At 37.6% G+C, this 24,361-nt stretch carries 19 protein-coding genes and 1 pseudogene; 12 read left to right on the forward strand and 8 right to left on the reverse strand.

The genetic code is table 11. The annotated features are described in order from the left end of the window. Positions 1-89: 89 nt before the first annotated feature. From CZ382_RS18865 to CZ382_RS18885, 5 genes are all read left to right on the forward strand, one after another. Positions 90-1,412, forward strand: coding sequence for an ABC transporter substrate-binding protein (locus CZ382_RS18865; protein WP_088052704.1), 1,323 nt, complete (start codon positions 90-92; stop codon positions 1,410-1,412). 70 nt (positions 1,413-1,482) lie between these two features. Then, complete coding sequence (locus CZ382_RS18870) at positions 1,483-2,391, forward strand: carbohydrate ABC transporter permease (RefSeq protein ID WP_235000476.1); 909 nt, start codon at positions 1,483-1,485, stop codon at positions 2,389-2,391. A 19-nt stretch (positions 2,392-2,410) separates the two neighbouring features. Next, complete coding sequence (locus CZ382_RS18875; protein ID WP_088052705.1) at positions 2,411-3,235, forward strand: carbohydrate ABC transporter permease; 825 nt, start codon at positions 2,411-2,413, stop codon at positions 3,233-3,235. A 43-nt stretch (positions 3,236-3,278) separates the two neighbouring features. Continuing rightward, positions 3,279-4,940, forward strand: coding sequence for an ROK family protein (locus tag CZ382_RS18880; RefSeq protein WP_088052706.1), 1,662 nt, complete (start codon positions 3,279-3,281; stop codon positions 4,938-4,940). 37 nt (positions 4,941-4,977) lie between these two features. Beyond that, positions 4,978-6,495 (forward strand): DUF4127 family protein, encoded by a 1,518-nt coding sequence (locus CZ382_RS18885; protein WP_088052707.1) that lies wholly within the window; start codon positions 4,978-4,980, stop codon positions 6,493-6,495. 202 nt (positions 6,496-6,697) lie between these two features. On the opposite strand, the gene CZ382_RS18890 is transcribed toward CZ382_RS18885, so the two are convergent. The 4 genes from CZ382_RS18890 to CZ382_RS18905 all read right to left on the reverse strand — a co-directional run bounded on the left by CZ382_RS18890 (position 6,698) and on the right by CZ382_RS18905 (position 11,351). After that, complete coding sequence (locus CZ382_RS18890) at positions 6,698-7,582, reverse strand: acetamidase/formamidase family protein (RefSeq protein WP_088052708.1); 885 nt, start codon at positions 7,580-7,582, stop codon at positions 6,698-6,700. A gap of 11 nt (positions 7,583-7,593) precedes the next feature. Continuing rightward, complete coding sequence (locus CZ382_RS18895) at positions 7,594-8,841, reverse strand: aromatic amino acid transport family protein (protein WP_088052709.1); 1,248 nt, start codon at positions 8,839-8,841, stop codon at positions 7,594-7,596. Between the two features lie 176 nt (positions 8,842-9,017). Then, positions 9,018-10,508: a sodium:solute symporter family protein gene (locus tag CZ382_RS18900; protein WP_088052710.1), complete on the reverse strand. Its 1,491-nt coding sequence runs from the start codon at positions 10,506-10,508 to the stop codon at positions 9,018-9,020. 45 nt (positions 10,509-10,553) lie between these two features. After that, complete coding sequence (locus CZ382_RS18905; RefSeq protein WP_088052711.1) at positions 10,554-11,351, reverse strand: carbon-nitrogen hydrolase family protein; 798 nt, start codon at positions 11,349-11,351, stop codon at positions 10,554-10,556. Between the two features lie 243 nt (positions 11,352-11,594). Between CZ382_RS18905 and CZ382_RS18910 the strand changes: the two genes are divergently transcribed. From CZ382_RS18910 to CZ382_RS18920, 3 genes are all read left to right on the forward strand, one after another. Next, the gene (locus CZ382_RS18910; protein WP_088052712.1) at positions 11,595-12,296 is read left to right on the forward strand and encodes a FadR/GntR family transcriptional regulator; all 702 of its coding nucleotides are present in this window, start codon (positions 11,595-11,597) and stop codon (positions 12,294-12,296) included. Between the two features lie 74 nt (positions 12,297-12,370). Then, positions 12,371-13,579, forward strand: a complete 1,209-nt coding sequence (lhgO, locus tag CZ382_RS18915) for an L-2-hydroxyglutarate oxidase (RefSeq protein ID WP_268811349.1) — start codon at positions 12,371-12,373, stop codon at positions 13,577-13,579. A 24-nt stretch (positions 13,580-13,603) separates the two neighbouring features. Beyond that, positions 13,604-15,016, forward strand: a complete 1,413-nt coding sequence (locus CZ382_RS18920; RefSeq protein WP_088052713.1) for an amidase — start codon at positions 13,604-13,606, stop codon at positions 15,014-15,016. 571 nt (positions 15,017-15,587) lie between these two features. Here CZ382_RS18920 and CZ382_RS18925 read toward each other — a convergent pair. Continuing rightward, positions 15,588-16,715, reverse strand: a complete 1,128-nt coding sequence (locus tag CZ382_RS18925; protein ID WP_088052714.1) for a M20 peptidase aminoacylase family protein — start codon at positions 16,713-16,715, stop codon at positions 15,588-15,590. Next, positions 16,715-17,542, reverse strand: a complete 828-nt coding sequence (locus CZ382_RS18930) for a MurR/RpiR family transcriptional regulator (RefSeq protein WP_088052715.1) — start codon at positions 17,540-17,542, stop codon at positions 16,715-16,717. The genes CZ382_RS18925 and CZ382_RS18930 overlap by 1 nt, the downstream gene beginning before the upstream one ends. 114 nt (positions 17,543-17,656) lie before the next feature. On the opposite strand from CZ382_RS18930, the gene CZ382_RS18935 reads away from it, so the two are divergent. Then, positions 17,657-19,075: a YfcC family protein gene (locus CZ382_RS18935; protein WP_088052716.1), complete on the forward strand. Its 1,419-nt coding sequence runs from the start codon at positions 17,657-17,659 to the stop codon at positions 19,073-19,075. Positions 19,076-19,093: 18 nt separating this feature from the next. Next, positions 19,094-20,200, forward strand: coding sequence for an o-succinylbenzoate synthase (gene menC / locus CZ382_RS18940; protein WP_088052717.1), 1,107 nt, complete (start codon positions 19,094-19,096; stop codon positions 20,198-20,200). A gap of 237 nt (positions 20,201-20,437) precedes the next feature. On the opposite strand, the pseudogene CZ382_RS18945 reads toward menC, so the two are convergent. Beyond that, positions 20,438-20,782: pseudogene (locus CZ382_RS18945) on the reverse strand (SDR family oxidoreductase); the annotation flags it as partial. Between the two features lie 37 nt (positions 20,783-20,819). After that, positions 20,820-21,593, reverse strand: a complete 774-nt coding sequence (locus CZ382_RS18950; protein WP_088052718.1) for a DeoR/GlpR family DNA-binding transcription regulator — start codon at positions 21,591-21,593, stop codon at positions 20,820-20,822. A 323-nt stretch (positions 21,594-21,916) separates the two neighbouring features. Between CZ382_RS18950 and CZ382_RS18955 the strand changes: the two genes are divergently transcribed. Further along, positions 21,917-22,999, forward strand: a complete 1,083-nt coding sequence (locus tag CZ382_RS18955; protein WP_088053548.1) for an MDR/zinc-dependent alcohol dehydrogenase-like family protein — start codon at positions 21,917-21,919, stop codon at positions 22,997-22,999. A 71-nt stretch (positions 23,000-23,070) separates the two neighbouring features. Continuing rightward, positions 23,071-24,342 carry an MFS transporter gene (locus tag CZ382_RS18960; RefSeq protein WP_088052719.1) on the forward strand — a complete coding sequence of 424 codons (1,272 nt, stop codon included), beginning with the start codon at positions 23,071-23,073 and terminating at the stop codon, positions 24,340-24,342. Positions 24,343-24,361 lie beyond the last annotated feature (19 nt).

Genomic DNA, 24,361 nt, shown 5'->3' on the forward strand with positions numbered 1-24,361 from the left:
ATTTTTAAAATTGCTTGAAACTATCAAACTACTATTGTATAGTATTTATTGAAAGCGCTTTTACTTAATCAAAGGGGGTATTGGAACTCATGAGCAGATTATTGGCAAAGCTTCTATTTAATTCGATTTTGCTATTGTCACTAATAAGTTTAGCAGCATGTGGGGAAAATTCCGATGAAACTAACACATCAGATTCTGGGGAAATATCGGGTAAGGTGACAATGTGGACCGCATCGCTTTCTGGGGAACCTTTTGATTCCTATTTCTCAGACATTGAAAAGGGTTTTGAAAAAAAGTATTCGGATGTAGACGTTATCATTGAAGATATTCCACAGGAACAAATGGAACAAAAAGTATTGACGTCACTAACGGGCAGTGAAGTACCAGATTTAGTTAATTTGAATCCACTTTATGTAGCCAATATAGCGGGACAAGGCGGTTTACTTGATTTAACTGATCTAATTGATGAAAAGACGAAAGATTCATTTGTGGAAGGCCCCTTTAAAGCAGGTATCAACGATGATAGTTTATACGCTCTGCCGTGGTATTTAACAACGACCGTGACATGGTATAATAATGAACATTTTGAGCAGGCCGGTATTGAAGAATTACCAACGACACTCGATGGGATATACGAAACAGCAAAAAAAATATCGGATAAAACAGGAAAGGCTTCTTATTATCCGGTTATAAATGATGGTAATGTGATTATGCAAAAAATGGTTTCACTAGCGAATGGAGATCCGATCGTTAAAGATGGAAAAGCAGTATTTGAAGATAATCAAGCGATATTGAAGTACTTTGAAACAATGCAGAAGATGTATGAAGAAGGTCTGATCCCTCAAGAAGCTGCAGAGGGTTCCATACAATCAGGTCAAGAATTATACATGGGTGGTAACATTTCCTTTTTAGAAGGTGGAGTGACGTTTCTTGGTCCGGTTGAATCTGGGGCACCGAATATTTATAAAACATCTAAGTCCGGCCCGCCACTTGTTTCAGAAGATGCACCAATTAATGTAGATGTAATGAACTTTGCTATACCTTCAAAAACTAAGAATCAAGAGGCGGCAGTAGAACTTCTTAAATATATCACAAATGCAGAAAATCAACTAGAATTTGCAAAGATTGCCGGTACAGTGCTGCCATCTACAAAAGATTCATTGGAAGATCCCTATTTTAAAGAAGCTGGAGATTCTCCTAAAGCCCAAGGTATGATGCAAGCTTCGAAGGCTTTGGAGCGGGCCGAAGTTTTAATACCACCTACCGAAAACAGTGCTGATGTGCGTGAAGCAACCAAAAATATATTTGTACAAAATCTGCAAGGCGAATTAAGTTCAGAAGAGGCGCTTAGTCAATTAGCTGAAGAGTGGACCAAGTCATTTGAAGAGACAGGGGAAGATGTAACATTTTAAAGACAAAACTACTATAAGAGACTAGCTCTTTACAAAAAGCTAGTCTCTATTTTTCGAAGGGGAGATTAAAGTGGCTAAAAGGTTAATCTCTAATAGAACAAATAAAAAGATGTTTAAGATGACACCGTGGCTGTTTTTATTGCCGTCTATCCTGATTTTAGGAACCTTTCTTATCTATCCGATTTTACAGGCCTTTCATTGGAGTGTTTTAGATTATAAATTGATCTCGGGAACGGGAGAATTTGTCGGTCTGGAAAATTTTAAAGAATTATTTACTGATAAAGCCTTTTGGAATGCATTGCTAAATACACTATTATTTCTATTGATTGTTCTTCCCTTAAATATTTTTTTGCCGATGGTTTTGGCTGTCCTGGTGAATCAGAAACTTCGTGGCGTTACCACGTTTCGGGTGTTATATTATTTGCCATTTGTTACCCCAATGGTAGTCGGGGCACTAATGTGGAAAATGCTGTATTCACAGAACGGAATGATATCTGATTTCCTGGTGAAGATTGGAATCTTTGACTCACCTACGAATCTATTAGTACAACAGGGTACTGCACTCGCAGCTGTAGCAGTAATCACTGTCTGGAAAGGACTTGGCTATTATATGATTATCTATTTGGCAGGTCTGCAATCTTTGCCAAAAGGAGTTTATGAATCAGCTGAAATTGATGGCGCATCAACACTCCAGCAATTTCGGAAAATCACGGTGCCAATGCTGGTACCCTCTATTACCCTTGTCTCTATATTAACAATAATAGCCGGGATGAAGGTGTTTGATGAAATTGCCATTGCTACAGGCGGGGGGCCAGCAGGCGCTACGACTACGTTAGTTATTTATATTTATAATAAATTCATGAGTCTCGATGTCAGTATCGCATCGGCAGCTGGTTTGGTTTTATTAATTCTAGCTATTGCTGCTTCACTATTACAAATGAAACTAACAAGTAAGCGGGAAGATGATTTAAGGGCATAATAAGAGAGGAGAGTACCGAATGCAGGTAAATCAACTCGGTAAAAGGATATGGATATATGCTTTGATGTTGCTAGTTGCTGTAATTACGGTTGGGCCATTTTTACTGACGCTTTTTATTTCATTAAAGTCACCAGGTGAAGGAATTTATGATGGCTTTTTGCCTGCAAATCCTTCATTGATAAATTTTGTGGAAGCTTTCGAGAGGGCTAATTTCGGTTCATATTTTATTAACACAATTATTGTATCTGCAATTGCAATCCCGTTAAATTTGTTCTTTTGCAGTTTAGCGGCATATCCATTGGCAAGAATGGAGTTCAAAGGCAGAAGTGTCGCACTCGTTTTGATTATTTCAACGATGATGGTCCCTTTTCAATTATTTATGGCTCCATTATTTCAATTAGCTGGTGAATTAGGTTTGCATAATACACATGTTGGTTTAGTTATTATGCAAGTATCAACAGCATTTGGAATCTTTTTGATGCGGCAAGCATTTCTTCGCATACCGAAGGAACTTGAGGAATCAGCATATTTAGACGGTGCGAACAAATTTCAGGTCTGGTATAAAGTAGCACTGCCGTTAGTGAAACCGACCTTAATTACCTTAGCTATATTCACATTTATGGAAACCTGGGGTGATTATTTATGGCCACTGATCAACACAACGGATAGCAGCATGTATACGTTATCTATAGGTCTTGCACAGCTTTCCCAAAACTTTGACGGTGCCAATTTGAAATTAGTTAGTGCAGGATCCATTTTAACCGTAATCCCAACGCTTCTTATATTTATTTGGCTCCAGAAATACTTTATTTCCGGTGTTACAGAGGGTTCAGTTAAAGGTTAAACACAACAGAGGATAGTCTTAACAGAAATTGAAGGTGAAAACGATGAGGCAATTTTTGGCTTTTGATATAGGTGGGACATTGTTAAAGTACGGCGTGTTAAAAGAAGATGGATCAATTATTGAAAAACGTGAATGCCCATCTGAGGCACATTTGGGTGGGCCATCCATGATAGAAAAAGTGAAAAAATTAGGTAGACCATTACTTGATCATTATAACATAGAGGGAATTTGCGTTAGCACAGCGGGTCAGGTTGACTCAGTAAAGGGAAATATCATATATGCTTCCCCGTTGATCCCCGATTATACAGGTTTCCCACTAAAAAAGGAATTGGAAAGTTTTTTTAGCTTGCCAGTTGAAATAGAAAATGATGTAAACTGTGCCGGTTTGGCGGAATCCTGGATAGGAACAGGAAAAAACGTGAAAAGTCTTTTTTGCCTAACAATCGGGACAGGTATTGGTGGAAGTTTTATACTGGATAATAAATTGCATAGTGGACACAATTTTAGCGCTGGAGAAATTGGTTATATCCCAATTGAAAGTGGCCAATTTGAAGACCTGGCATCAACGAAAACACTAATTCAAAATGTCGCATATGAGAAAGGAATTTCTAAACATGATATAACCGGCAAGGAAATCTTTGAACTGGCCAAAAAAGGTGACAGCATTTGTATTCAGGAAATATCCAAGCAGGTTAGTCATTTATCGAAGGGTATTGCCACAATTGCTTATATGATGAACCCTGAAATGATTGTAATTGGTGGCGGAATCACAGCGCAAAAGGATTATTTATACCCCTTATTAATGGATCAATTAAAAAGGGATATTATTCCTGCTGTACTCGATAACACCAAGATTGAAATTGCCCAAAACTTGAACAATGCTGGGATGATAGGAGCGTTAAGGCATTTTTTATTACAAGAATCTATTCAGCCATTAAAGAGTATTACAGCAATCATTGAATCAAACAATCACAAACTGACAAAACGGGAGCAGCTGGTGGCTGACTATGTGATTCATAATTTGGCATCTGTTTCCAATACAACAATCTCCCAACTCGCAGAAAACATTAACGTTTCCGATGCAACAATTACGAGGTTTTGTAAGAAATTAGAATTTGGATCCTATAATAAATTACGGTTAATGGCAAAGGAAGCGTTTGTTAGTACACGTTTATACGAACATACAGAAACATCGAGTATTACAAAGGTAAAACAAAATTATAATAAACTTTTGAATAAGTTTGATGCGTTAATCCAAGCAAATGAAATCCAAAAATTTAAGGACAAAATAACAAGGGCAAAAAATGTTTATTTGTATGGCTCCAATAATTTGTCAACAGTGGTAGACGCTTTAAAGTATAAATTTCTAAATAAAGGTATAAGAGCGGAGGCTTTCTCCAATCAATATCACATGAATATGTCTGCAAATTTCATAAACGAAGATTCGTGTGTTATCGGGATTAGTTTATCTGGATATTCAAGGAAAATTGTAGATATTTTGGAAAAGGCAAAAAGCAATGGAGCAAAAACAATTGGAGTTACTAGTCAGCAGGATTCTCCGGTATCAGATATATCCGAATTACTTTTTGTTGTTCCATCAAATGAAAATGAATATTCAGGGATAAACAATGTGAATGAAGTTTCTGTGTTATATTTATTTGATATTATTTTTGAAGAATTAGAGAAGCAGGTAATGAATGTATAATGTTATTATATTTGGAGATTCAAAAGAGGTGTAATCAATGATAATTGCCTATCTGCCGATAGATGAACGTCCTTGCAATGTAGATGTAGTTAAACGGATTGCCGATTCGGCAAACGATATTTCCCTTGTTTTGCCTGAACTCTCCTTGCTGGGGAAAAAGAAGGTTCCAGGAAATACAGAAAGATTGTGGGAATGGTTAAACGAGATAGTCTATGATGTGGATGCAATTATATTAAGTATTGATATGCTGATGTTTGGCGGATTGTTGCCGTCCCGCCTGCACTGCATGTCATACAAACAAGGGGAACAATGGTTAGAACGATTAAATAAATTCGGGGCCGCTCATCCAGAGACACCAATCTATGCTTCAAACATGATTATGCGTACACCTAAGTACAATTCCAGTGATGAAGAACCCGATTACTATGAAAAATGGGGGAGCGATTTATTCTCTCGATCATATTTATTGGACAAGCAAAAACGGAATACTCTATCAGATACAGAACATGAGCAGTTGCTTGAAATTGAATCCAGGTTACCAGTTAAATGGATAGAGGATTATGAGGCGCGGCGAAAATTTAATTTATATATCAATAAAGGAATTCTGCGGTTGGTTTCAGAAGGTGTTATAACATTTTTATCGATTCCTTTGGATGACAGTGCAGAATATGGCTATTCAGCGATAGATCAAGCCCAGATAGTGAATGAACGGAATAAGAAGGGCTTATATGAAAAAGTGCAAATTTATCCCGGGGCTGACGAGGCAGGTGCAACACTTTTAACTCGTGCATACAACAAGTTCAAAGGAGTACACCCAACCATTTATCCGTTCTGGAGCAGCACATTAGGACCACAATTAATTCCAATGTATGAAGACCGTCCTTTTGCAGAAAGTTTAAAAGCTCATGTCCTTGCGTCAGGATGTCAATTAACCAGTTCGCTTGAAAAAGCAGACCTTGTACTTGCATATAATACCCCTGGTCGGGTAATGCAGGAGTCATGGGAGCAGGTATCTAAAGATATTACTTATTCCAGTTTTCGAAATATCCAGTTTTTTGTGGAACAGATACATTCCTGCGTATTAAATGGAAAAAATGTTATCATAGCGGATTCCGCTTTTGCTAATGGTGGAGATTATGAGCTGATTAAACTTTTAGATGAAAAGCATATTCTCGACCGGGTTATTTCTTATAAAGGGTGGAATACGAATTGCAATACACTTGGAAGCACCATTTGCCAAGGTGTAATTAGTTTAAACAGTAAAGTAAATAAAATTCAGGAAAATTTACTTTATCATTTAATTGATGACTATTTTTACCAGGCGGAAGTTAGGATGGAAATGACTTCTGACTTTCTGCCAAATTATAATTTAACATATTTTGATTTAAAAGAACTGGAGGAAATTGTTAATAAAGAACGCAACAATCGGTTACTGAATCGTTATCATGAAGTTATCAATAACTCTTTTAGAGATAAGAAACTTAAGCATATTCAAACATTTTCACCGTGGAATCGTATGTTTGAGTGTGGATTGAATCTTGAGTTTGAGGAGTGAGGTGCGAGGAAGCTGAAATAAATGAAGTCCGGATGATAGTTTCGTGTCGGGCATTGGAAGATGAGGCTGGGCCGGATGGTTCGATCGCTTTGTGGCAAGGGATGGAACATACAGAATGTTAAGCGAAAAAGCCATGCTGTAGATTACCATTTAGGTCAAATAAACTCTTACGGCAGTAAAAGTTTATTTGACCTTTTTAGCATTAGGAAATTGTATTTAAAATTGTTTTTGGCAATGCAATTCTTATAGTGATTTTTGGATTAACCAGCTGACTAATTTTGAGCTCACCAACAGCACTTACTAGACGGTAGGCATCGGGAAACTCGAGATTATGTTGCCGCTGTAATAAAGCGACTGCCTCCAGCATTCCTTTTCTAACCGCATCTTTAAATTCTTTTGCACTAGAAATGATCATGAAATGGTCAGCTGTTTCAACAATTGGCGTACGGAGTTTTGTATTTTGGTTCTTTCTTACCTTTAGTGTAACTTCTCCTCCGATTTCAACACCGGTTCCATCCAGTTCACCGTCACCCATTGCTGCGTGTAAATCTCCCAAGGCGAGCAATCCTCCATCATGAAAAATAGGTAAATGTAATTTATTTCCTTCTGTTATATCTTTCGTATCCATGTTTCCGCCGTGTTCCCCAGGTGTTGAACAGGGTACAGGGTTGTTTTCGGGTGCAACCCCTATCACACCAATCATTTTATTAATTGGAATTTTTATGCTGTTATTTAATATTGCTTTGTTTCCTTCTATCGGTAAGATGCGAGTCTGTGATTCGGAAATATAGTCCCCCAACATTCCGATATTTGGGCCAGTTACCATAACACCGTAAGAGTTCAGCTTTATATCAATTATTTCAATAGAAATAGTATCCCCTTTATTAATACCATTGATGTATATTGGGCCTGTTGCAGGGTTTATCTTGAGATTTGGAATATCAGATCTTAGCGTTTTTTCATTGCTAATCTCTCCGCTGTAACAATCCAGTGTCTCAACTATAAAACTTTCATTTAGGTTAACAGATCCAACAATATCATTTGATTTTGAAAAAGCATAAATGTAATTACCTTCAATCTTTTGCATAACCTTTCCCCCTACCATCCGCTTGGAAGTATTGAAAAAATTTCAAGGAACGTATATACTGCAGCACCAACAAAAAGAATCATAATTAAAGCCTGTATGACAGGGTGAGATATCCATCCACAGGTCCACTCCGGGTCTCGATCTCCGTATTTTCTGGCCCGATTTAACATCATAATTGGTAATACCCCCATTATAACTCCAGCAAAAGCACCAGCAAAGGATAGAACATCGACAAACCCAATTACATCTGTGTAAGCAATAATAAACGGTGGCAGTGCAACGATAGCAATGCTTATTAGTCGATATTTGATATCCCATTCAGATGGAAACCGTAATTTGTCCACAATATTTGTTAATAGGCTCTCCCCGATAGCCCAAAAAGAAGTTATAAAAGCGCATAGTGTAAAAATGTTAGCTATAAAAAAGGCCCATTGACCTAATGCTTGCGCCCACGAAATGGTTACGATTTCCGTAACATTATCTGGTCCAGATAACCCTAATGCTGACATAGGAACTAATATCAATAGGATACCAATGATAATCATACCGGTGATAATGGCCCGAGGTAAACGTTTTACATCTCCTTGTACGTAACCCCTTGCAAGTTCGGGAACCGTATACTGTGAAATAAAACAGAAAATAGTCAGACTAAAAATAGGGATTGCAAAGCCAATATTCATATAGGATAAATGGTCTGCTTTAACCCCAGGCCCAATTAATGTAGCTAGAATAAGAATAAGTACCATAATTGTCATAGCAGCAACAATTACTTTTTCCGTTACCCCCGTTACCTTTAACCCTAACCATACAACAAGTAAAGATGGTATAAAGAAAAGGAGACTTCCGACAATATTTGGAACATCGAGCATAGTTGCCAGTATATCCCCACTACCCGTTGTGTAAGCAATCAATGCACCTAATGAGTTTATAAAAACAGATGCAAACATTAACCATGACCCTATGTTACCGATGTATTTTTCAGCTAAGCCACTAAGCTGTAATGGTTTTTTGGTTCTTAGCGTCGTCTCTGCTAGATATAGCATGGATATGGTAGTAAAGATACCTGCAACAATTATCCAAAATACCAGAACAGGAAACCCGGCTTGCCTGGCCCCAAAGGCTAAACTTAAAATCCCGGCACCAATACTGGATCCTACAATAATGCTTACACCGTCCCAAAAGCTTATGTTTTCCACTTTTAATGAGGATTCTCCTATGCTATTTTCCTTTTCCGTTAATTGGCGATCTGCTTTAGCCATTCTAACACTCCTTGCGTTTTGAATTAACAGTATGTTTAGTATCCAGATCAACTATTCTTTTTTGGAGTACGCAATTCCTAATATCACTCCACATACAACTATGAAGCCAATAACTCCATAAAACCATATGGATAACATTGAATTAACCCACATAAAATTTTCTCCTCCAATCCAAATTAAAATATTTTACTAACATCCTGATCTTTTTCCATCACGGGCTTTTTTAATATAGTAGCTAATATCCACATGATTGCAATACCGACTAAGGTTGCCCAGGCTCCTGCCGCCATTAGACTCCGTTCAAATCCGCCAAAATATATGATTAGGTAGGAAAGTAACCCTAAAACCATTGAAATTTCCGCTGCCCGTGGTGATGCTTTTTTTCGCGTAAATACGGCGTACAGGAGCGGCCCCATTGTACCTGATGAAACACCAGCAATACCTATCCACATAAGATCGGCCATAAATTTTGGTGGATTCAGGACGATTAAATAAGCAATTAGTCCAACTACGATTACGCTCCAACGGCTGATTTTTAGTGCTACGCGGTTAGATTTTTCCTCATCTGCTTTAACGATTCCTCTTTTAACCAAAACCTTTCTGTAAATGTCATTGGAGAAAACAGTAGAGATAACGACAAATATTCCATCTGTTGTAGAGAGTGCTGCTGCTAATATAACAACTCCTACTACTGCTGCCAGAATTGCTGGCATCCCCCAGGTTACATATTCAAGCAGTGCAAGGTCAGCTAATTCAATTGATGGTAACGCTGCACGAGCATAAAAGCCACCAAATAGTACTACCAGGCATAATAATGCTGTTAACATATAGGTAGTAATCATTTTCCTTAAGTCGTTAGGATTCTTGAGAGATAAAACTTTATTAAATAATTGTGGCTGGGAAGAAAAAGCAAATTGAATAATAAATATTGCAATAATGACTGATACTGCATAGTAGTTTCCTGATTCAGTGTTAATTACCTTTACTAGGTTCAGATCCTGAGAGGCTAATTTCGCTGTAATATTAGTAAACGCCTTTGTGATACTTCCATCTCCAAATATCATAATTCCTGACACAAAAACAACGATGCCTGTAATGGCCATAATGATTGCCTGGACAGCGTCTGTATAAACATCAGCATATGAACCACCAACAAATACATAAGTCATTACAATTAAAGCTATAAATATTAACCCCGTATGATAACTGAGGTCAAGCATGGTTGAAAATATCTGAGCACCGGCCGTAAATTGAGCTGCAATGTAGAAAATATTGAAGAGCATAATAATGCCGGTTCCGATTCGGAGGAAATCACTATTATAATAATCCCCTAACCAATCAGGAAGCGATAATGATTTCTGTGACTTGTTTAATTCTCTAACGACCTTCCCTACAACTATAATCCCAAGTGCACCGCCGCCGAACTGACCTAAAAACATCCAAAGGTTACTATATCCCCAGGCATACGAATATCCGGGGTATCCCATAAAAGTTGCAGCACTAAAAAAAGTAGCTGCAAAGGATAGGCCAAGAACGTATGGACCTAAATTTGCACCGCTAATCGCAAAATCCTCAATTGTTTTAGTTTTCTTTGCAGAGATATAGCTTAGATAACCCATAGCTAATAGAAAGATGATTAACAGTACCCATAAATAGGTGGAAACCATAATTAATACACTCCAATCTTAACTAAAATAATGATATTTGTAATATTAATGCTTATATAATTCTGGTCTTCTATTCTCTACACTTGGTACTTTTTTTTTGATACGTTTCCTTCTGTTAAGGTCAATTTCTGTGATTAGTAAACATTCTTCTTCAGCGGCGCTTGTCAAAATGGCACCCATTGGGTCTATTATCATACTGTGGCCGGTAAACCCATTATTTGTTTGATTTGAAGCACACACAAAAATAACGTTTTCAATGGCTCTTGCTCTTAAAAGTACTTCCCATTGGTCTTCCTTTAAAATACCTTGGTACCAGGCGGCAGGAACAAACAAAATATCAATATTTTGAAGCGCCAATTGTCTACTTATTTCTGGAAATCTAAGTTCGTAACATATCATTAATCCAATCTTCCCAAATGGTGTTTTGACTACTTCAAAAGGCTTATTTCCTGGGACAAACGTATCCGATTCCTTAACATTCCACGCATCACATAAGTGTGTTTTTCGATAGGAACCTATTATTTCGCCTGTGTTTGAAATTATAACAACAGTATTGTAAGCGCGTTCAAATTCGTTTGTAAAAAACTCATATATACCGCAAATGATATAAATATGGTTCTTCTTTGCAGCTACTGCTAATGCGCTTACAAATGGGCCGTTGATTGTCTCGGCAATTTCAGCGGGCCGAATTTCTGAATCATTTGGTATGTAACTCATATACATTTCCGGAAACAAAATAATCTCGGCTCCAGCATCTTTTGCCATCTCCACATAATCACAGGCCTTTTTGAGATTCGCCATTTTATCAGAAGAAGCAGTTAATTGAGCACTCGCAAGTTTCAATTTGTATCACCTACCTTTAAGCTAATTTTTTCTTTCGTTAATTAAAAGAAATAAGATCGCGTGTCGAGATTCAAAGTGGACCAACCAATTTAAATAAAAATAACAAATTTTATTATTAAAGTCAATGATTATTTTGAATTTTATAATTAGGATATATAGAATAATAAATTTGATTATTGAATAATTTATTGCATTATTATATACTTGACTGGACCATCCAATTTTAAAAATGAAGGGATAGGGATGAGCGTGACTGTACCATCCAATAGGAAAAGACGTGTCTACCAAATGGTTGTAGAACATATCAAAAGTGAGATCGAAAACAAGGAAATACTCCCTGGAGATAAGTTACCTTCGGAGCGGGTTTTGGCTGCAAGATTATCTGTTTCTAGAACATCCGTTAAAGAGGCATTTAGTGTATTAGAATCAAATGGATTGATTGAGATCAAGCATGGTAGTGGCGTTACATTACGTGAAGATAATGTAGAAGACATTATTATGAAAATGAATCTAGCAGTTCATGGTGAAACGGTAAATATCGTCGAACTTATGGAACTGAGACAGGCAATTGAAGGAGAGACATCCCATCTCGCTGCTATACGGTGTAATGATGAAGATATTAAGAAGTTACATCAGTCGTATGTAAATTTAGAAAAGGCAGTTAAAGCTGGTGAACTCGCTGCTAAAGAGGATTTAGCTTTTCATATGAGTATAGCAAAGATCGCCAGAAATTTGTTGATATCTGAGGTCATGTATATGGTGTCTGACCGACTTTTGGAAGGGTTGAAAGAAAGTAGAGCTAAAACGTTTCAGATCCCAGGAAAGCCTGAGACAATATTAGAAGAGCATAAAAAAATAATGATCGCCATTAGAGATAGGAACCCAAAACAAGCGAGGGCTGCAATGTATAGCCACCTACAGAAAGTTAAGCAGAGATACTTGTAGTATTTTGGGATATAAATCCATATAGTAGCAAACATTCAACTATATAAAATTTGGAGGAAGGAGAGGTGGTACAAGTGAAATTCGATTTTGCGATTGTAGGTGCTGGTATAGTTGGTCTTTCTGTCGGAATGGCTCTATCTCAACAGTATAAAAATGCCTCCATTTTAATTCTTGACAAGGAAGCAGAAATCTCCCTTCATCAAACGGGAAGAAATAGTGGTGTCATTCATTCTGGAATTTATTATAAACCAGGAAGCTTGAAAGCAAAACTTGCCAAAACGGGAAATAAACAAATGGTAGAATTCTGTAAAACTTATGGCGTCAAACATGAAGTTTGCGGAAAGGTTATTGTCGCAACAGAAGAAAAGGAATTATCTCTTTTAGAGAATCTATATAAAAGAGGTGTTGAAAATGGACTAAGGGTTGAGAGAATTACCGCTGATGAAGTGAAGGAAATTGAGCCACATGTAAATGGAATAGCTGGGATACGAGTTCCGTCTACAGGAATTGTGGATTATCGGGAAGTAGCAGCTTCCTTTGCAAGAATAATAGAAAAAGGAAACGGAATAATTGCATTAAATACGGAAGTCCAATCGATTGATGAAGAGGATGAAGCTGTTACACTTCACACAAATAAAGGTGACTTCCAAACTCGCTTTTTAATTAATTGTGCCGGATTACTAAGTGATCGTGTTGCTGAAATGTCCCATGTAAAAACAGATTTACGAATCGTTCCATTTCGGGGAGAATATTATGAATTAAAGAAAGATCGCAGACATCTTGTGAAAAATATGATTTATCCAGTCCCTAACCCAGACTTTCCATTTTTGGGTGTGCACTTCACCAGAATGAATGATGGCAGGGTATTAATCGGTCCCAATGCAGTGTTAAGTTTTAAACGAGAAGGGTATCAAAAAACGAGTTTTCTCTGGAAAGATTTTATGGAAACCATCGCATACCCCGGATTTCAAAAACTGGCCATGGAAAATGCTTCAGAAGGATTAAGGGAAATGTATCGTTCGTTCAGTAAAAAACAATTTATCAAGGATGTGCAAAAGTTCATTCCTGAAATTAAGAGAGAGGATCTTGTACCCGCTAAGGCTGGTGTACGTGCCCAAGCGTTAGATAGCGATGGGGCGTTACTGGATGATTTTGTCATTATTCAAAACAAACAAATGATTCATGTTTGTAATGCTCCATCCCCGGCTGCCACTGCATCCATTGAAATCGGGAGGGAGATAGTGAAATATTTGACTAAATCAATTAGTATCTTTGGTCAGTAGGTTCTTTTTAGAAGGGGGATCAGAATGGATAAACATAGGGGTTTGTATGCGAATAGTATAGCCGGTCTTTCCGTTAAAATGAAAGACGGCGGGGTATCACCAACTGAGTTAGTCAAAGACTTGATAGCAAGGATAGAGAGAATTGATAAAGATTTAAATTCTTTTATAACATTTAATCGTAATGCTTTGGTGATAGCAGAGGAGCGGGAACAAGAATTACAGTTTGGCAAATATAGAGGTCCACTTCATGGAATACCAATTGGATTAAAGGATGTTATATTTACAAAGGGCATTCGAACTACGATGGGATCGGAAATTTTCAAGGATTATATTCCTGCCAAAGATGCCTTCGTGGTTGAACAATTAAAAAAGGCTGGTGCGATAATAGTCGGAAAGCTAAACACGCATCAATTTGCCTATGGACCTACCGGAGATCGTTCCTATTATGGGGTTGTGGCTAATCCACATGACAAATCGAAAATGTCCGGTGGTTCAAGTAGTGGATCAGCCGCAGCTGTAGCGGCCTGTTTATGCTACGGCGCACTAGGAACAGATACCGGCGGGTCAATTCGTATCCCGTCATCATTTTGCGGAATAGTAGGAATGAAGCCAACTTATGGGAGTATTAGTAAGCGAGGGGTGTACCCGCTGTCTTGGGTTCTTGATCATGTTGGTCCCATGACACGAACTATTACAGACAATGCTATTATGCTGAATGCTATCATAGCCTATGATAAAGAGGACCCCGATGCAATATATCGGAAGCCTGAAGATTATACACGTCTAATTGGAAAAGATGTGAAGGATATTAAAATTGGTATACCTGAAGAATTTTATTATGAAGATTTAGATGCAGAAGTTGACACATGTATTCAAGATGCTATTAAATGTTTGGAACGTTTAGGTGTTAAAATGACTACCGTTAATATTCCCAGTATGCACGAATTTTCTGAGGCGCATAAGGTGATTCTTCGGAGTGATGCATATGCAATTCATGCGCAAAATTTGCTTGATTATCCAACTAAATGGGATGACGAAGTGAAGCAGCGTTTAATAACCGCCTTAGATACAAAGGGTTACGACTATGCAAAAGCAATGAGAACACAGAAATTGGCGAAACAGGAATATAGAGAGGTATTAGACACTGTCGATGCATTGATTACGCCAACTATGTCTATACTACCGCCAAATATTAATGAGCGACACACGGGAAAAGATAAAAGCGATGAACATCATATTCGATGGACCATTACCAAATTAACCGCCCCAACTAATCTAAGTGGCTTTCCAAGTCTGACATTGCCTTGTGGCTTTTCGGCTGATCGAATGCCGATCGGGGTACAATTAATAGGGAAGGAATTTGATGAAGCTAAGCTTTATCAGATAGGGTATGCGCTTGAACAGGCGTTATTGGTGGAGATGCCTGTGTTTGATTGAGCTTAAAAAAGTCACTTTCATTCGTAACTCCTTTCAGAACATATAATAATAGAGTATAGGGAAATCATTTGCTGTTTGTGTTACATTTTTACTATTATAGATTATTTAATCAGCATCTTGTGTTGCATAAAAAATTAATAGTCGGTCATGTATAATATTCGGGTTGAAATAACTTATTCATTCAGGTGTAAAAATTACTTCAAGGTACCACTTATAAACCTGCAGTATTTAAAAAACGATTGATATGATGGCTGCCGGCGATTTCAATGCCAAAGAAATTATTACAAGCCGTATTAAATTGAATAATGTTGTGGAGGCGGATTTTGAATCATTAACTAATGATTGAAGTGAAAATTTTGGTTGAGTTGAGTGGGGAAAAAAATGGGCTTGGCGGATAATCAGTACCAAATATGATGCTGATATAAATAAACGTGCAGAGTTGAGTTCGTCCGCTCTGCACGTTTAGAGTATCATAGGAAACTAAAATTGAATTAACTTGGTTAACTTCTGTTATAAAAGATATTTTATAATATTTTTATAGGAAAATGTGAAAATAAACGTTTCTTAACCACTACTGTGAAGCCCCATAGGTATTCATAATAGCTCTAAACAAAATATTCACGCCATCCATTAAGGCATCTTCATTGAATGTCATATTCGGGTGGTGTAAACCAGGTCTTAAATCACACCCTAAGCCAAGCATTGTGGCTTTAAGGTCAGGTTTTTTAATTGTATAGAAATGAAAGTCGTCCCCTCCTGGTGTTACCAAGGGTTGATCAACTTTGTCAATTCCAAGTGTATCCTCAATTGCTTTTTCCATAACGTCTATGGCTTCCCTATTGGTTTTGGCAGCAGCAATTCCATGGGCAGCAGCATGTAAGTCAACATTATATAAATCTCTGATGGATGCAAAAATATCATAAATTGCCTCTTCTAATTCGTCCATTAATTTATTATTCTGGGCTCTGAGATCTAATGAGAAGGTAGCATTTCCCGGAATAATGTTTGCGCTTTTTCCTCCTGCCTGAATATTTGTCATTTTTACAGAGTAAGGTATACGTGGGTCTAGGTGGATCTTACTAAGCATATTTACAATTTCTGCTGCTATTTCAATCGCATTATGATTCAAGTGTGGCCTGGCCCCATGTGCATCTTCGCCTTTAATTTCTACATTCAATGTCTTGGTAGCACCGTGTATAATTACAGGTGTTGCTCGTCCCATTTTGGTTTCTTGTTTAGGCCTCAAATGAACGCCAAATAGATAATCGACATCATCAATAACATTTTTTTCAACCATCTTTAATGCACCTGTGCCCTTTTCTTCCGCGGGTTGAAATATTAATTTAATCGCGACATTATTCTTTAATTCGGGACTCTGCTCTAAAGTCCAAAGAATACCTAATACCATAGACATATGTGCGTCATGTCCGCAAGAATGATTAGCTTGGAATTTACCATCAACCTCTTGCCATAATGCATCAATATCAGCACGAACCCCAATTACTGGAATATTGCTATGAAAATTGCCATATTCTCCAATAACTCCGGTACAATCATCAAATGTGACGACCCTGCATCCATTTGCTTCTAAAATTCTTTCTATATATTTTGTTGTTTCGTTTTCTTCCCAACTGATTTCGGCATGTTCATGCAAGTAATGAAAAGTATCTTTTACCTTTTGTTCAATTGTATTTTTCATTAATCTTCACCATCTTTTATAAAATATTTGTAAGTTTCCTGGATTTTTTCTCTATCCTCAACTCGTTGAATAATTTCATATAAAATAGCATTAATTATGGACAATGTTACTGGCCCTTTACTGAATAAATCTTTCCTTTTCATATTTATAGGAATAACAATGTCCGCGAATTCGGTTACGGGCGCCACACGGGAATCTGTTATGGTAATTACCTTAATTCCTTTATTTTTTGCTTCTTCTGCGAGGCGCAACGTATCGAGTGCATATCTATAAAAAGAGAAAACGATAATGCATGATTTCTCCGGTAGTAAATCCAGTAAGCCCGCATCAGTTTCTGGGCGATATAAGGAAGCATTTCCTAAGATATAACTTAAGTTAAAGTAAAGCCAATGTGCAAATGTAAACGAATGATAATATCCTGCAATAACTAATTTTTGGCTGTCAATGATTGTTTCTACAAAGGCATCGATGTTTTCTAACTCAATTTCATTAATATTGCTGTTTAAGTTGTTTATATCTGCTACCATGCTGCGAGTGTAGTTATTGGCCGGATAGTTATTTGTATTTAACTCTTCCAACGAACTTTGATTAAGATCTAGAAGGTGTTTTCTTATCTCTTTTTGAAGAGGCTTATAACCACTATAACCAATTGTTGTGCAGAATCGTATTACCATTGTTTCACTAACTCCGATGATTTTTCCGACCTTTTTGGCGGGGTGAATTGCAAATATCATTGGTTCAGATATCAAATGATCTGCAACTTTTTTTAATCCTTTAGTTAATTTTGGGAAGCATTGTTTTGTTCTATTCAAATAATCTTGAGCCATTGTCTCACCTTTTTTGAAGTATTTACAATATTTAACCTTGAAATAAATTATATACTTTATTATAATTAAACGCAACTTGTTAATGTTTAGAATTCTTTTACAGGAGGGGAAACCATGAGTGAGGATCAAGGAACGCCAAAAAAGAGAAAGAGGAAACTAGGTTTGCCGGATGCATATGTTATATTATTTGCTATTTTAATTCTTGCTGCAGCTGCTACTTACTTTATTCCGGCAGGTAGTTTTGAAAGAGAAACAACCGATGGCATCACAACCGTGATACCTGACAGCTATCACAATATTGACCAGCAACCTTCAAGTTTTATTGAAATCTTTCGGGCGATTCAACAAGGTATGATCGATTCAGCAGGCTTAATTTTCCTTGTTTTAATAATTGGAGGAGCATTTGCTGTAATTGAACATACTGGTGCCATAGATGCTTTGATTATGAAGACGATTAATAAAACGAAGAACAAAGAATATTTATTGATAATTATTGTATGTACACTATTCTCTATATTCGGCGCATTAGGGATTATCGTTAATGCGGTTATAGCATTTATTCCAATTGGCATCATTTTGGCTCGCTCCATGAAGCTTGATGCTGTAGTAGGTGTGTCCATTATTTATTTAGGAGCATATGCAGGTTTTAATACAGCTTTTCTTGATCCTTTGACAACTGGAATGGCGCAACAAATAGCTCAAGTTCCATTGTTTTCGGGAATTGGGTTTCGGATCCTAATTTATATCACAGTACTTGTCGCGACAATTTTATATATTTGGTGGTATGCAAATAAAGTAAAGAAAAATCCGGAAAAAAGTGTGTTAGGTAACAATAGATTCCCAAAGTATGATGAAAAAAGCGTTGAAAATGCAACTAATGAATTAACTGGTATCCATAAACTTGTAATTACCTGGTTAGCAGTTGGGATTGGTATTTATATATTTGGTGTTTTCCTATTTGAATGGTCTTTGAACGAAATGGCTGCCATGTTTATTGTTATTGCAATTGGAACAGCCGTTATCGCTAAAATAACACCAAATAAATTAGTTGAGGTATTTTTCAACGGTTGTAAAGGGCTTGTATATGGTGCATTAATTATAGGTATGGCAAGATCCATAGTTGTTGTCTTAGAGAATGGACAAATTCTAGATACTGTTGTTCAAGGCATGGCAGCGGTAATGGAACCATTTTCAAGTGTGTTGGGTGCGATCGTAATGTTAATAGCAAATGGGATCTTTAATTTGATCGTTTCTTCAGGTAGTGGACAGGCAGTTATTGTTATGCCAATTATGACGCCACTTGCTGATATTATGGAAATCACTCGTCAAGTAGCAGTTCAAGCATATAAAATGGGGGATGGGTTTACCAACGTAATCACCCCAATCTCTGGTATTTTGATGGCAAACTTAGCGATAGCAGGTATACCTTGGACGAAATGGATTAAGTATATTTTTCCATTGGTGCTGATTTGGTTTGCAATCGGTGCGGTGTATCTAACAATTGCTGTTTTGATTGGATGGGGACCGATTTAAAGAAAGGAGTTAAGTCAAATGAAAGTTAACGAGATTATATTGTATAAAGTTCAAATGAAAATGAGAAACCCTTTTACAACGAGTTTTGGAACGGAACAAGATCGATTGTTCTTATTAGTAGAGGCCAAAAATGAAGAAGGTATCTCTGGCTGGGGAGAATGTGTAACTTCAGAGCGCCCTTTATATAGTGAAGAATTTACACAATCCAGTTGGCATATGTTAGAAGAATTCCTTATTCCTATGGTTCTTAAAAAGGAAATTCAACATCCAGATGAATTACAAGAAAAATTTAATATGTATAAACGCAATAATATGGCTAAGTCAACACTAGAGGCCGCAATCTGGGACTTATACGCTAAGTCGAAAGGAGAACCCCTTTCTAAAGCACTGGGTGGAGTAAAGTCAACGGTTGAAGTCGGGATCAGCCTTGGAATTGAAGACAATGTGGATGACCTTCTGAAATCGATTCAACAAAAAACGGATGAAGGTTACAGGCGAATCAAGGTGAAAATAAAGCCAGGTAAGGACATAAATGTACTGCAGCAGATACGTAATAATTTTCCTGACATCCCATTAATGGCAGACGCAAACTCTGCCTATACATTAAAAGATATCGATACATTAAAAGCAATGGATCAATTTAATTTAATGATGATTGAACAGCCTCTGACAGCGGGGGACTTAATTGATCATGCTAAATTGCAAAAACAAATCAAAACGCCAATTTGCCTTGACGAAAGTATTCATTCTTATGAAGATGCCAGACAAGCAATTGAATTAGGAAGCTGTAAAATCATTAATATGAAGGTAGGCAGGGTAGGGGGCCTTACGCAGGCAAAAAAAATTCATGACCTTTGCGAGAAGGAGAATATACCGCTTTGGTGTGGAGGAATGCTTGAATCCGGAATAGGCCGCGCACATAATATGGCCATTACAACTTTATCAAACTTTAAGCTTCCAGGGGATACAGCCTCTTCTTCACGATATTGGGATAAGGATATCATTGAACCGGAAGTGGTAGTCGAAAATGGTCAATTACACGTTCCTGATAGACCTGGTATTGGCTTTGATGTTAATCGGGAAGAAATTAAAAAGAATACGATAGAGATGAAAGTATTTCGTTAATTTGAAAGTATATTAAATTAAAAACGCATGAACCAGAAATTGTTCCTTAATACAAGAAGTAATGAGTTTTACATCTCCATCTAGCTGGAATATAGATGGAGATTTTTACTGTGGATTATAAATATGGAGGATGGTTAAAAATATTTAAGTTTATTTCATATAAATAAACGTTAGCTCCAAAAATATTGAAGCTAACGTTCTGTTTCCATCTACTTTAAACGAGGCAGGAAAAAATCGTTATTTAATTGTATTCCCACCATCCATCACCATGTTTTCACCTGTAATTAAATTTGTTGCATCACTTGCAAGGAATAAAGCAATGGCTGCCACCTCTTCTGGAAACCCAAATCGTTTCAGCGGGATTTCCTGCTTTGCTTTTTCCCCTTTTTCGCCTGTCCAAGCCTTTTTTCCTAACTCAGTCAGAACAACGGTGGGGGAGATTTCATTTACTTTTATCTTATATTCGGCCCATTCGTAAGCAAGTACTCTAGTCATGCCGATTATTCCTGCCTTACTAGCACCATAGGCAACATGGTGATGACAAATGAAAATAAATAACAAAGAGGTGTTGTTTCTAATCTGGTTCTTCTGCTAAGACCTAAATTGATGTAGGGAACATCTAACTGCTAACAACAATCTCAATATCATTGATTAAAATTTTTTCGGACAAGTTATGATCGATTGGCTTATCGGTAATCAACTTATCAATTTGATCTAAAGTAGCAAAAACAGCGCTGGAGTTTTTTTCAATTTTTGATGAATCAATTAGAGCAACTACTTTTTTTGCTTTTTTAACAATTTCCTTTTTTAGTTGAACCTCATATAAATTAAAATCGGTTAGCCCGCTTTCGATTGAAAATCCATTTGACGATGTAAACATCATATCAATTGTTAAGTAATCCAGAATACTTAATCCAAGTGTACCCTCGATTGAAGAGGATCCTTTTGTAAGCATTCCCCCAATCAGAATTACTGTGATATCCGGATTGTTATTGAGTTCTAAAGCTGATTGCAATCCACTTGTTACAACGGTTAAACGCATTGGCTTACTTTTTATATAACGTGCTAATTCCAATGCTGTTGAACTGGCATCCAGTAAGATACATTGTTTTTCTTCAATCATTTCGTAGGCTTTTTTTGCAATTTGTATCTTTTCTTGTTTATTTTTCTTTTCACGGACGGAGAAGCTCGTGTCGTTTTCTTCCTCCGTATTTAAAACTGCTCCGCCGTGTGTTCTTGTTAAAAGACCATCCGTTTCCATTCTGTTCAGATCTGTACGCAAGGTAGCCTCGGAAACTCCTATTTGTGATGCCAATTCCTTTACAGTGGCCCGTTTCTGCTTCTGTAAAAACTGGATAATGTTATCTCGCCTTTCACTGGCAAACATTTTCATGATTCTTCACCCTTATTATTTTCTGTACTATAGATAATAGTATTTCATCTGATGGTATTTATCAATATTTTTACTAATTTATTTATATAATCAATTGAAAACTGCATCAAATTAATAAGTTATAAAAGAAATAAAAAATAATATTGACAAAATGAAAACAAATGATAAAATGTTAACAAGAATTGATAGCGATTTCAAAAACACCCTAGTTAAGTCGAAATGTTATCGCTTACGATTATGTTTTGCAGGTGAAGGTCCGTAGGTAAGATTAAAATTACAGAAGGGGAGATTAAAAATTGAAACAGACACTGGGAGAAAAGGAAATGCAAACACGGGAAATTCCCGAAACAATGCAAGCTGTTGTTGCATACGCACCAGGTGATTACAGATATGAGGAAGTAAATACACCAGAACTGAAGAATGATCAGGAAATTATCATAAAAGTGGAAGGCTGCGGTATATGTGCCGGAGATCTCAAAGCATACGGTGGTGCCCCGAGTTTCTGGGGAGATGAGAAACAGCCTCCTTATATTAAAGCACCGATGATACCGGGCCACGAATTTATTGGCAGGATTGTTCAAAAAGGGGACGCGGTAAAGGATTTTGAAATTGGCGATCGGGTTATTTCAGAACAAATTGTACCATGTGAGAATTGTCGTTTTTGCAACAGAGGCGAATACTGGATGTGTGAAAAACATGATCTGTACGGGTTCCAAAATAATGTAAATGGTGGAATGGCCGAATACATGAAATTTACAAAAGAAGGGATTAACTATAAAGTTCCGGAAGAGCTTCCATTAGAGAAAGCTATTTTAATAGAACCTTATGCCTGCAGTATGCACGCTGTTGAGCGAGCAGATGCCAAGCTTGATGATGTCGTTGTATTATCCGGCGCAGGCACACTTGGCTTGGGGATGGTAGCCGCATTGAGAAGAAAGAATCCGAAGAAGATAGTTGTCCTGGATATGAAAGACGATCGATTGGAATTGGCTAAGAAATTCGGGGCGGATCTCGTTTTAAACCCTGGTAAGGTGGATGTGGAAAAAGAAATTAAAGAAATGACAGATGGATATGGCTGTGATGTTTATATTGAAGCGACCGGCAATCCAAAATCAGTTGAACAAGGTTTGTCGATGATTCGTAAGTTAGGGCGTTTTGTCGAATTCAGTGTGTTTGGAGATCCGGTAACGGTTGACTGGAGTATTATCAGTGATCGGAAAGAATTGGACCTTTTAGGATCACACTTGGGGCCGTATTGCTATCCAACTGTAATAGATGGTATTACAGATGGAACCTTACCAACGGAAGGTGTTGTCACTCACAAACTTCCCCTTGAGGAATTTGAAAATGGTTTTGAGTTAATGAAAAAGGGTGATAAGTCTCTGAAAATTGTTTTAGAGCCTTAATCTAGTAGAATCGCGGAGGGGAAATGCTTTATCCCCCTCCGAACATCTTATTTAAAGGGGAGGGAAACTTCATGTTAAATAGTGAAAATTTTCTGGATAGAATCGGCATTACCAGTAAAATTTCTTGGGGATTTTTAGGCGTTCTTATTTTTATGATGGGGGATGGGCTTGAATTAGCCTTTATTTCACCTTATCTTGTCGATCAAGGGTTATCAGTGACGCATGCTTCTGCATTAGTTACCGGATATGGGATTATGATTGCGATTGCTTCCTGGTTTTCCGGTGTATTGATTGACATGTTCGGGGCTAGAAAAGTCATGCTTTGGGGCTTGATTTCCTATGTTGTTGGACATTCAGCATTTGTCGGATTCGGGGTTAGCAATCTAGATTATATGATCATGCTTCCGACTTACATGTTGCGTGGAATTGGTTATCCACTGTTTGCTTATGGTTTTTTGGTCTGGATTACATATCGGACGCCACAAAAACGTCTCGGTAAGGCGGTTGGCTGGTTTTGGTTTGTTTTCTCAGGTGGTATGAATGTTCTTGGAGCCGGCTTTTCGGCATGGGCCGTCACGCATCTTGGCTATATTAATACATTATGGTCATCTATTTTTTGGGTACTGCTTGGTGCATTTTTTGCATTGGTTGTTAACCGTGACAAACTGGAAAAGGTGTCCACTGCCAAAGGTGTTGATCAGATCAAGGAGCTGGCCCGTGGGATAACGATTGTCGTCAGGGAACCGAAAGTAGGGGTTGCAGGAATCGTTCGTGTTATTAATCAGGCTGCGCAATATGCCTTTCCGGTATTTTTGCCGACATACCTGGCGGCATATGGAATTCCAACGACAACCTGGCTGGGAATATGGAGCGCAATCTTCCTTTCCAATATCGTCTTTAATTTGATTTTTGGTGTTGTTGGCGACAGGTTAGGTTGGCGTAATACGATTATGTGGGTTGGCGGTGTTGGTTGCGGAGTGTTTACACTATTGCTCTATTATACACCGCAAATCATCGGTGGTAACCTAACTGTCATGACGATCGTGGGTATTTTATGGGGTGCCTGCCTGGCAGGTTATGTGCCGATTTCCGCGTTGGTACCTTCCCTTGTCAAAGAAGAAAAAGGTGCAGCCATGTCGATTCTGAATCTGGGCGCCGGACTTTGTGTTTTTGTTGGTCCTGCCATCGTGACTGTATTCTATGGCCTTGTCGGTGCGGTCGGTGTCACCTGGATTTTGAGCGGTCTGTATTTTGCCAGCACCATTATGATGGTTTGGGTTAAACTACCGAATAACGCAAAAACGCTTGATGATATTGATGAAAGGGAAGCAGCATTGGAGTAGAATTGCGTTGGCTGCAAAG

Source organism: Virgibacillus dakarensis, from assembly GCF_900155625.1.
GTDB classification, from domain to species: Bacteria; Bacillota; Bacilli; order Bacillales; family Amphibacillaceae; genus Lentibacillus_C; species Lentibacillus_C populi.

Coding starts and splice junctions, on each gene's coding strand:
- CZ382_RS18865 (WP_088052704.1), top strand. CDS start 90: ATGAGCAGATTATTGGCAAAGCTTCTATTTAATTCGATTTTGCTATTG.
- CZ382_RS18875 (WP_088052705.1), top strand. CDS start 2,411: ATGCAGGTAAATCAACTCGGTAAAAGGATATGGATATATGCTTTGATG.
- CZ382_RS18880 (WP_088052706.1), top strand. CDS start 3,279: ATGAGGCAATTTTTGGCTTTTGATATAGGTGGGACATTGTTAAAGTAC.
- CZ382_RS18885 (WP_088052707.1), top strand. CDS start 4,978: ATGATAATTGCCTATCTGCCGATAGATGAACGTCCTTGCAATGTAGAT.
- CZ382_RS18890 (WP_088052708.1), bottom strand. CDS start 7,582: ATGCAAAAGATTGAAGGTAATTACATTTATGCTTTTTCAAAATCAAAT.
- CZ382_RS18895 (WP_088052709.1), bottom strand. CDS start 8,841: ATGGCTAAAGCAGATCGCCAATTAACGGAAAAGGAAAATAGCATAGGA.
- CZ382_RS18900 (WP_088052710.1), bottom strand. CDS start 10,508: ATGGTTTCCACCTATTTATGGGTACTGTTAATCATCTTTCTATTAGCT.
- CZ382_RS18910 (WP_088052712.1), top strand. CDS start 11,595: ATGAGCGTGACTGTACCATCCAATAGGAAAAGACGTGTCTACCAAATG.
- CZ382_RS18920 (WP_088052713.1), top strand. CDS start 13,604: ATGGATAAACATAGGGGTTTGTATGCGAATAGTATAGCCGGTCTTTCC.
- CZ382_RS18925 (WP_088052714.1), bottom strand. CDS start 16,715: ATGAAAAATACAATTGAACAAAAGGTAAAAGATACTTTTCATTACTTG.
- CZ382_RS18930 (WP_088052715.1), bottom strand. CDS start 17,542: ATGGCTCAAGATTATTTGAATAGAACAAAACAATGCTTCCCAAAATTA.
- CZ382_RS18935 (WP_088052716.1), top strand. CDS start 17,657: ATGAGTGAGGATCAAGGAACGCCAAAAAAGAGAAAGAGGAAACTAGGT.
- menC (WP_088052717.1), top strand. CDS start 19,094: ATGAAAGTTAACGAGATTATATTGTATAAAGTTCAAATGAAAATGAGA.
- CZ382_RS18950 (WP_088052718.1), bottom strand. CDS start 21,593: ATGAAAATGTTTGCCAGTGAAAGGCGAGATAACATTATCCAGTTTTTA.
- CZ382_RS18955 (WP_088053548.1), top strand. CDS start 21,917: ATGCAAACACGGGAAATTCCCGAAACAATGCAAGCTGTTGTTGCATAC.
- CZ382_RS18960 (WP_088052719.1), top strand. CDS start 23,071: ATGTTAAATAGTGAAAATTTTCTGGATAGAATCGGCATTACCAGTAAA.